This window comes from Salinicoccus carnicancri Crm (genome assembly GCF_000330705.1).
In the GTDB taxonomy this organism is placed as follows: Bacteria; Bacillota; Bacilli; order Staphylococcales; family Salinicoccaceae; genus Salinicoccus; species Salinicoccus carnicancri.
Genome location: NZ_ANAM01000007.1, coordinates 1 through 8719 on the forward strand (window position 1 = coordinate 1; position 8719 = coordinate 8719).

The following is an 8719-nucleotide window of genomic DNA, read 5'->3' on the forward strand; positions in this document are numbered from 1 at the left end:
TTTTTTATGTTTAGCCGAAGCTTGGTTCCAACAGGAATGTTGTGTAGTATGTAAATCCTACAAAGAAAAGGACCAGGTATGCAGCAAATACATACATATACATTCTCTCAGTCAATTTCATATACCCCAACAGAATGAAGAAGCCAGTTTGGGCAATGAAAAATAATGTCATCATCATCATATCCCCGACATAGAACAGGATTGCGAACATTGCAGTCCAGAATCCAAGTGTCTTAAATACCTTATCCATAGGAACAGTCCTTTCATCGTTACTAAAACATATCATAATCAATTATAAATAAACTTCATATCAAAGTAAATACTAAAAAAGACAATAGTATTGTAATCTATTTCCATTAATCAGAATTATACCTCAAAAACATATACAGAAATACAAAATCTGCTTTTTTAATTCTGAAAAGATCAAAACCGGCATTTTTAGGCATATATAGGGTAGGAGGTGTTTTTATTGAAGGCAGTACTAAGCAAAATATTCAAAGGCGCAAGGCGTCAAAATGCAACCGACATTCATTTGACACTCGAGAGCAATACAGGTCTCGTCAGAGTGAGAAGAAGAGGGGAGATGGCCACTCTGTGTGAGATGACCATGGAAGAGTACAGAAAACTGGTCAACTATTTGAAATTCACAGCTGAACTGGATATTAACGAACACAAGGTGCCGCAGAGCGGAAGGACGGTTATTGATGATGGGGAGATTTCAGTCGGCGTACGGGTCAGCACACTGCCGATATCCCTGATGAACGAAATCATCGTCATCAGAATCCTTAACCCGATGGAGGACAGAAAGTCCATGGGACTGTTCCACACAGGAGAGGAATATGAATTCCTGAAGGAGTACATGACACGTATGCAGGGACTCGTCCTTTTTACCGGACCCACCGGCTCAGGCAAGACGACTCTGATGTACCGTCTTCTCGGGGATATCATTTCAGAAAACAAGCGTCAGATCATCAGTATCGAGGACCCTGTTGAATACGAAATGGATGGCATCGTGCAGGTGGAAATCAATGAAAAGGCCAGCATGGATTACAGCCCGCTGTTAAAGGGTGTTCTGAGGTGTGATCCGGATGTGATCATGTTCGGGGAAATAAGGGATGCCAAAATTGCCTCCGAACTGCTCAGGGCAAGCCTGTCCGGACATCTTGTGCTCAGCACTTTCCACAGTAAATCTGCGGTGAGCACTTTGAGCAGACTGAAGGATTACGGTCTCTATACAGAGGAAATGATCCAGAGCATATCACTTATCATCAATCAGCGGCTCATACACACGAACCGCGGGAGCTATATCATCTACGAGTACATGGAGAATGACCATATAAGAGATTATCTGTCAGGGAAGAAAATCGATATTTTCTCGTTGTCGGATCAGCTTGATGCTCTCGGGAAGGGAGGAAGCATCACTGAAACAGAACTTAAAACATTTAAGAGCAGGTTCAAATAGACTGGGGAAATACGATTCACATTTCCTGTTCAAACTGGCTGATCTTCTGGAAAATGGATTCACAATGCATCAGGCGCTCATATTTATCCTTGAACAGTACGACGTACTGAAGGACAGGGATAAAGAGGCATGTCTCGCCCTGGTCGAGGAGGGGGCGACCCTCAGCCGTGTTTTAAAAGGGCTCGGATTCAGAAATACAATCATCATCCAGATTTCATTTGCCGAAATTCATGGGGAAATGCTCATGAACCTGCGGGAGTCCGCCTTTTATCTGGACCATATGCGGAACACCTCGAAAAAACTGCTGAAGGCAGTGCAGTACCCGCTGGTACTGGTCTCCATATTCATTATCATGCTCATCGTCCTCAACTATACCGTCATACCCCAGTTCAATTCACTCTACAGTGCGATGGGGACAAGTTCGGAAGGGGTTGTGACCGTGCTCACCTCTTTTCTGCAGCTTCTCCCCCGGCTGGTGTTCACCGCCGTTTCTTCTGCTGCCGTTTTTGCCGTCACCGTAATTTTTATTGCGGCGATGAAGGATGTGGACAGGAAATCGAGAATACTGCTGTTCATACCAGGGGTCAGATTCTATTTCAGAAATTATCAGACGTACAGATTTTCAAGAGAGTTCGGCTATTTTATCAACAATGGTCTTGAGGTCAAGGAAATACTCGATCTGTTCACCCATCAGACGCTGAACGAATATTTGAGATATTCCTCCGGATTGATCGAGGGCAAGCTGATGGAGGGTCACACGCTTTCAGAAGCCATCAGACGGATCGATATGCTGGATGAAAAACTTGCAGTATTTGTAAGCCACGGTGAACAGAACAGCAGTGTCGGCAAAGAACTCATCCTGTTCAGTGAATACACGCTTGAGAAGATCATAATGAAGATTGAAAATATAACCAGGAAGATACAGCCTGTCATATTCCTTATACTCGGGCTGCTCATCATCTGCCTATATCTGGTAATAGTATTGCCTATTTTCCAGATGATGGCGACAATCAACTAGGAGGTTTCAAATATGATGAAAAAACTGATAAATAAGAAAATGAAGAGAAAAGATGAAGGTTTCACATTGATTGAAATGCTGCTCGTACTGCTGGTGATCTCTGTACTGATCATCCTTATCATCCCAAATATCGCTGCCCAGAGCGCGAATGTACAGGATACCGGGTGCGATGCCCAGGTCAAGATGGTTCAGAGCCAGATACAGGCATATACGCTGAACGAAGGCGGTGCGCCCTCTTCAGTGAGCGCGCTTGTACCGGATTATTTGACGAACGACCAGGTGACCTGTGCAAACGGCACCGGGATTGTAATTGTAGATGGTCAGGCAGCGAAATCCGAATAGCGGGTTCACGATGATGGAAGTGCTGCTGACACTCGCAGTGGTCAGCATCCTCCTCATGCTCACGGTACAGTCCGCACCAAAAAACAATGATAATATGGTCGACCGGGAAGTGGATAATATAGCATTCTTTTTTCAGCTGGCACAGACCAACGCACTGAACACGAAACAGGCGCACGTGGTGGAATTTGACCGGGTAAAACACCGTATAGTAATAAAGAACGGCTATGGGGAGGCACTTGAAACATACACACTCAACACATGCACAATACTGCAAGGGGGGCTTTCAGGATTTTTGTACAAATCAAACGGGGATACGAACGCATTCGGTACCGCACGGTTCGACTGCATGGGTGAACCGGTGAGCTTCGTCTTCCAGATACAGAAGGGGAGGTTCAGGATTGAAAGATGAAGGTTTCATGATGCTGGATGCATTACTTGCCATGCTGATATTTTCAATAATCATCGGCGTCCTGGTCCCCGCTCTCATGATGATCAGAACAACAGTGACACTTGCGGAAGAAAAACTTGATTTCAGCAGGTCGCTCTATATAGAACTTCTGAACCATGATGCACCTGATAATTTTACACATGACGATTATATACTAAAAGGGGATTCGATATGTGCGAAGAAGAATGAAACACTTTGTCTGCGCGTCAGGTAGCGGGGGCTTCACATATATGGAGGCACTCGCCGCCCTTTCTGTCGCGGCATTGATAATGACGGCCATGCCTGCAGCCATCTCCTATTTTGCTTCCATGAGTGATGCTGACCATGATTTTGAAGCAGACTTTTTCGTACTGGATATCACTGATGTTTATAAGAAGAGCGAAAAAATTACGGTATCCAGGACCGCAACATCGATCAGCTTTGATGATGGAAAAAAAGTCATCAGCTATCGCCGCGCAGGAGACCGAATTATCAGGAGCGTGGATGGGAGCGGTTTTGTCACCGTGATGTTCGGAGTGAAAAAATTCGATATAGGAGATGAAAAGGACCATGCCCGGTTGGAAATCGAAGGTGAAAATGGCGAATTCAATGAAACGTTTACATTCAAAAAATGACGGTTTTTTCAGCTTTTCTATATACATTATTCTCATTTATCTGATAAGTTTATACTACCAATATTACAATGAGATGATGATTACACTGGATATCCGCATGAATTTCATAGAAATCTATCAGCAAAAAATCAGCGGATTGATTGAAGAGGAGTGAAAGCGATGATTCTAATAGGCTTCATGGGCAGCGGAAAAAGTACAGTTGCCAAAGCCCTGGGTGATAGGCTGGGGCTGGACGTTCTGGAGTTGGATGATAGGATAAATGAATTGAGCGGCAGGACGATCCCCGAAATATTCGCTGAAGAGGGGGAGGCGGGGTTCCGGAAGTATGAATACAGTGTGCTTTTGGCTGCATGTGAGAACGATGGCATCATTTCCACCGGCGGGGGCATAATCACATATGATGATTCATATGAAATCATCAGGAATACCGACAGGAAAGTGATCTTCCTGAATGCAGCGTTCGACTCCCTGTATGAAAGGATTTCAGATGACATTACAAGACCTCTTGCAAGCAGGCCGCGGGAACAGGTGAAAGCACTTTATGACAGCAGGTTAGAGAGATACAGGGCAGCAGCCGACCTGGAAGTGGATACTGCATGCGGGCTCGACGATACGGTCGAAGCCATTTTGAAACCAGCCCGATGACAGGGCTTACAATATTATGAGAATCGGCTTGCTATTTTACTGGTGCTATGGGTATAATTAGGTCGAAATATTAATTGAATATTTTGCGATTGAACAATGCTCGAGAGAACGAGTGATCGTCGCCGAAGGAGCAAGCCGCACAGGTGAATCTCTCAGGCAAAAGTACAGCATTGGGACGCAATCCTGAAGACAAATCAACAGGGCAGTTTACAAGGCTGTCCTGTTTTTTATTTTAAAGGAGGAAAAATCATGTCTGAATTGAAGAAGACACCGTTGTATGACTATTATGTGGAATCTGGTGCCAAAGTGATTGATTTCTCGGGCTGGGCACTGCCTGTCCAATTCTCAAGCATCAGGGAAGAGCATCGGGCAGTCCGGGAAGCGATTGGCATGTTCGAAGTCAGCCATATGGGTGAAATCAGGGTAACGGGCAGGGAATCCGTCGAATTTCTGAACTATGCTCTGACCAATGATGTTACAAAGCTCACAGAAGAACGTGCCCAATATACTATGCTCTGCAACGAGCGCGGAGGAGTAATCGACGACCTTGTGATTTACAAACTGGATGAAGATGACTACCTGCTTGTCGTCAATGCTGGAAATACAGATATTGATTTTGAGACACTTAAAGCGATCGATGGCTTTGATGCCGCTGTTGAGAATGTATCCGTGGACTACGGCCAGCTGGCAGTACAGGGCCCGGGAGCCCGTAATCTTGTACAAAAGCATGTCGAAGAGGACATCAGCGAAATGAAGATGTTCCGCTTCAAAAAGGACATAGACATCGATGGTTCCAAAGTGATCCTTTCGCAGACAGGATATACCGGCGAGGACGGGTTTGAAATCTACTGCGCTGCAGGGGATACATTGAAACTGTGGAAACTTTTCCTCGATGGCGGAGCAGAGCCGTGCGGACTCGGTTCGCGCGATACTTTGAGACTGGAAGCCGGCCTTCCGCTCCACGGCCAGGATCTGACGGAAGACATCACTCCGGTAGAAGCCAACATGGGATTTGCGGTCAAGCCGGACAAAGGGGAATTTGTCGGCAGAGATGTGCTCAGGGAACAGAAGGAAAATGGGGCTCCAAGAAAGCTCGGCGGCTTCGAAATCCTTGAAAGAGGGATTGCACGCACAGATTATGAAGTGAGAGACTCTGATGACAACAGAGTGGGATATGTCACCAGTGGCACGCAGTCCCCGCTGACAAAGAAATCCATAGGGTTCGCACTTGTGGATAAAGAATTTCATGAACTTGATAAAGAATTCAATATCATTGTAAGAAACAAAGAAGTAAAGGCGAAATTTGTCAAAACGCCATTCCATAAAAACTAATTGTGAGAAGGAGTGTATGAATTGAGTCATCGTTATTTACCATTGACAGAAAAAGACAGGCAGGAGATGCTGGCTACGATCGGCATTTCAGATGTATCTGAACTTTTCAGCGACATCCCTGAAAAAGTAAGGTTCAAGGGCGAACTGAATATCAAACCAAAGAAGAGTGAGACTTCACTGCTTCGTGAACTTGGAAATATCTCAAAGAAGAACATCACGACGGAAACACACGTATCATTCCTCGGTGCTGGTGCATATGACCACTATATACCGACAGTCGTGGATCATGTGATTTCACGTTCTGAGTTCTACACGGCATACACACCGTATCAGCCTGAAATATCCCAGGGTGAACTGCAGGCGATTTTCGAATTCCAGACATTGATTTCAGAACTTACTGCCATGGATGTGGCAAACTCATCAATGTATGACGGACCGACTGCCTTTGCAGAAGCTGCAACTATGGCAGCCGGCAAAACACGCAAAAAGAAAGTGGTCGTATCAAAGGGTGTCCATTATCAGGCAATTGAAGTGTTGAGGACATACTGCAAAGCCCAGGGCATTGAAGTCGTCGAGGTTGAACTTGACGGTTCCTATACAGACCTTGCCAGGCTTGATGACGCTGCCGATGAAGATACTGCAGCAGTAATGGTCCAGTATCCGAACTTCCTCGGTTCTGTGGAAGACCTGGAAGAGATTGAAAAGATCGCACATAAACACAAAGGACTGTTCGTTGTAAACAGCAATCCGCTTGCACTCAGCATTCTTACGCCTCCGGGTGAATTCGGGGCGGACATTGTCACAGGTGATACACAGGTATTCGGTATCCCTACACAGTTCGGCGGACCGCACTGCGGTTATTTCGCTGCAACCAGCAAACTGATGCGGAAAATGCCCGGCCGTCTTGTCGGCCAGACACAGGATGATGAAGGCAACCGCGGTTTCGTGCTGACTCTGCAGGCACGTGAACAACATATCAGACGTGACAAAGCGACAAGCAACATCTGTTCTAACCAGGCACTGAACGCCCTCGCTTCATCTGTAGCAATGAGTGCGCTCGGTAAAAAAGGTGCAGTTGAAATGGCGGAAAACAACATTCAGAATACTTACTACATGAAAAATCAGTTGAAATCCAAAGGATTCGAAATACTCGATGGGCAGTCATTCAACGAATTTGCTGTCAAACTTTCCAAAAATGTTGACGAAATCAATGATACCCTCTACGATGATGGCTTCATCGGTGGTTTCAACCTTGGAAGAGTAGATGAAAAATTCGAGCACCATATGCTCATCGCAGTGACAGAGCTCCGTACCAAAGATGAAATTGATTCATTTGTTGAAAGGTTGGGTGAATATAATGCTTAAGGGATCCAGTCCTTTGATTTTCGAAAGAAGCACAGAAGACCGATTCGCATACTCACTTCCGGACCTCGAAGTGGAAAAACAGGAACTATCCGATATAATAGATACGAAATTCATCCGCGGGACCAAAGCAGAGCTGCCTGAAATCAGTGAGCTCGACCTGATGAGGCACTACACTGAGCTTTCCAACAAAAACCATGGTGTAGACTCGGGCTTCTATCCACTTGGTTCATGTACGATGAAATACAACCCTAAAATCAATGAAAAGGTTGCAAGGATGCCCGGCTTCGCAAACAGCCATCCTGAGCAGAATGACAAGGCAATCCAGGGTTCACTGGAAATCGTCCATGATATGCAGGAGCATCTTAAAGAGATTACAGGAATGGATGAAATCACACTTCAGCCGGCAGCCGGTGCACAGGGCGAGTGGACCGCACTCATGATGATCAAAGCGTTCCATGAGGCGAACGGTGACCATAACCGTACAAAAGTAATCGTTCCCGATTCCGCCCACGGTACAAACCCGGCAAGTGCAGTAGTGGCAGGCTTTGAAGCTGTTACAGTCAAATCCAACGACAGGGGTCTTGTTGACATCGACCATCTGAAAACACTGGTCGGCGATGATACAGCAGCAATCATGCTGACAAACCCGAATACACTCGGACTTTTCGAAGAGGATATTCTTGAAATACGCGATATCGTCCATGAAGCAGGCGGCAAGCTGTACTATGACGGTGCAAACCTCAATGCCATCATGGCCAAGGTAAGACCCGGGGACATGGGCTTCGATGCGGTACACCTCAATCTCCATAAGACGTTCACAGGACCTCACGGCGGCGGCGGACCAGGTTCCGGCCCCATCGGTGTAAAGGCGGAGCTTGCGAAATTCCTGCCGAAACCGCTCGTTGTCAAAGAAGGTGACAATTATCGTGTGGAACACAATGTGCCCGACAGCATTGGACGTGTCAAGCCATTCTACGGGAACTTCGGCATATTCCTCCGGGCGTACACTTATATCCGTACGATGGGGCCGGACGGCCTCAAGGAAGTATCGGAAAGCGCAGTTCTCAATGCCAACTATATGATGAGGAGGCTTGAAGGCACTTTCGTACTGCCTTACAAACAGCACTGTAAACACGAATTCGTAATCAGCGGTTCAAAGCAGAAGAAAATGGGTGTACGTACACTCGATATGGCCAAACGCCTGCTTGACTTCGGCTACCATCCGCCGACAATCTACTTCCCGCTGAATGTCGAGGAATGCATGATGGTGGAACCGACGGAAACAGAGTCCAAGGAGACACTCGATGGTTTCGTTGATGCACTGATCCACATTTCAAAAGAGGCGGAAGAGGATCCGGATATTGTCCTTGAAGCACCGCATACTACAGTCATCGGCCGGCTGGATGAAACACTGGCAGCACGAAAACCTGTGCTCAGGTTCCAGCGAGAAGATATCATAGAGGAAAAGGAATAATAAAAAAGGACCCGCGGGT

At 46.2% G+C, this 8719-nt stretch carries 11 protein-coding genes and 1 riboswitch; of the genes, 10 read left to right on the plus strand and 1 reads right to left on the minus strand.

Annotated features, from left to right (window positions below):
- Nucleotides 1-10: 10 nt before the first annotated feature.
- Nucleotides 11-250 carry a DUF2626 family protein gene (locus C792_RS0107555; RefSeq protein WP_017548861.1) on the minus strand — a complete coding sequence of 80 codons (240 nt, stop codon included), beginning with the start codon at nt 248-250 and terminating at the stop codon, nt 11-13.
- 210 nt (nt 251-460) lie between these two features.
- Here C792_RS0107555 and comGA point away from each other — a divergent pair, with 210 nt between their 5' ends.
- The 10 genes from comGA (at nt 461) to gcvPB (ending at nt 8700) form a co-directional block, all read left to right on the plus strand.
- Nucleotides 461-1462 carry a competence type IV pilus ATPase ComGA gene (comGA, locus tag C792_RS0107560; RefSeq protein ID WP_245537525.1) on the plus strand — a complete coding sequence of 334 codons (1002 nt, stop codon included), beginning with the start codon at nt 461-463 and terminating at the stop codon, nt 1460-1462.
- The gene (comGB, locus tag C792_RS0107565) at nt 1395-2480 is read left to right on the plus strand and encodes a competence type IV pilus assembly protein ComGB (RefSeq protein ID WP_017548863.1); all 1086 of its coding nucleotides are present in this window, start codon (nt 1395-1397) and stop codon (nt 2478-2480) included. The genes comGA and comGB overlap by 68 nt, the downstream gene beginning before the upstream one ends.
- 12 nt (nt 2481-2492) lie before the next feature.
- Complete coding sequence (comGC, locus tag C792_RS0107570) at nt 2493-2822, plus strand: competence type IV pilus major pilin ComGC (protein ID WP_017548864.1); 330 nt, start codon at nt 2493-2495, stop codon at nt 2820-2822.
- Entirely contained in the window at nt 2797-3231 is a 435-nt protein-coding gene (locus tag C792_RS0107575; RefSeq protein ID WP_083854848.1) for a prepilin-type N-terminal cleavage/methylation domain-containing protein, read from the plus strand. Before comGC ends, C792_RS0107575 begins: the two co-directional genes overlap by 26 nt.
- The gene (locus C792_RS0107580) at nt 3221-3484 is read left to right on the plus strand and encodes a type II secretion system protein (RefSeq protein ID WP_017548866.1); all 264 of its coding nucleotides are present in this window, start codon (nt 3221-3223) and stop codon (nt 3482-3484) included. The genes C792_RS0107575 and C792_RS0107580 overlap by 11 nt, the downstream gene beginning before the upstream one ends.
- Nucleotides 3444-3884 carry a ComGF family competence protein gene (locus C792_RS0107585; RefSeq protein ID WP_245537526.1) on the plus strand — a complete coding sequence of 147 codons (441 nt, stop codon included), beginning with the start codon at nt 3444-3446 and terminating at the stop codon, nt 3882-3884. The genes C792_RS0107580 and C792_RS0107585 overlap by 41 nt, the downstream gene beginning before the upstream one ends.
- A gap of 159 nt (nt 3885-4043) precedes the next feature.
- Nucleotides 4044-4529 (plus strand): shikimate kinase, encoded by a 486-nt coding sequence (locus C792_RS0107595; protein WP_017548869.1) that lies wholly within the window; start codon nt 4044-4046, stop codon nt 4527-4529.
- An 89-nt stretch (nt 4530-4618) separates the two neighbouring features.
- A riboswitch (glycine riboswitch) is annotated at nt 4619-4707 on the plus strand.
- Nucleotides 4708-4775: 68 nt separating this feature from the next.
- Nucleotides 4776-5861 carry a glycine cleavage system aminomethyltransferase GcvT gene (gene gcvT / locus C792_RS0107600; protein ID WP_026090281.1) on the plus strand — a complete coding sequence of 362 codons (1086 nt, stop codon included), beginning with the start codon at nt 4776-4778 and terminating at the stop codon, nt 5859-5861.
- A gap of 21 nt (nt 5862-5882) precedes the next feature.
- Nucleotides 5883-7226 (plus strand): aminomethyl-transferring glycine dehydrogenase subunit GcvPA, encoded by a 1344-nt coding sequence (gcvPA, locus tag C792_RS0107605; RefSeq protein ID WP_026090282.1) that lies wholly within the window; start codon nt 5883-5885, stop codon nt 7224-7226.
- Complete coding sequence (gene gcvPB, locus C792_RS0107610) at nt 7219-8700, plus strand: aminomethyl-transferring glycine dehydrogenase subunit GcvPB (protein ID WP_017548872.1); 1482 nt, start codon at nt 7219-7221, stop codon at nt 8698-8700. Before gcvPA ends, gcvPB begins: the two co-directional genes overlap by 8 nt.
- Nucleotides 8701-8719: the final 19 nt, after the last annotated feature.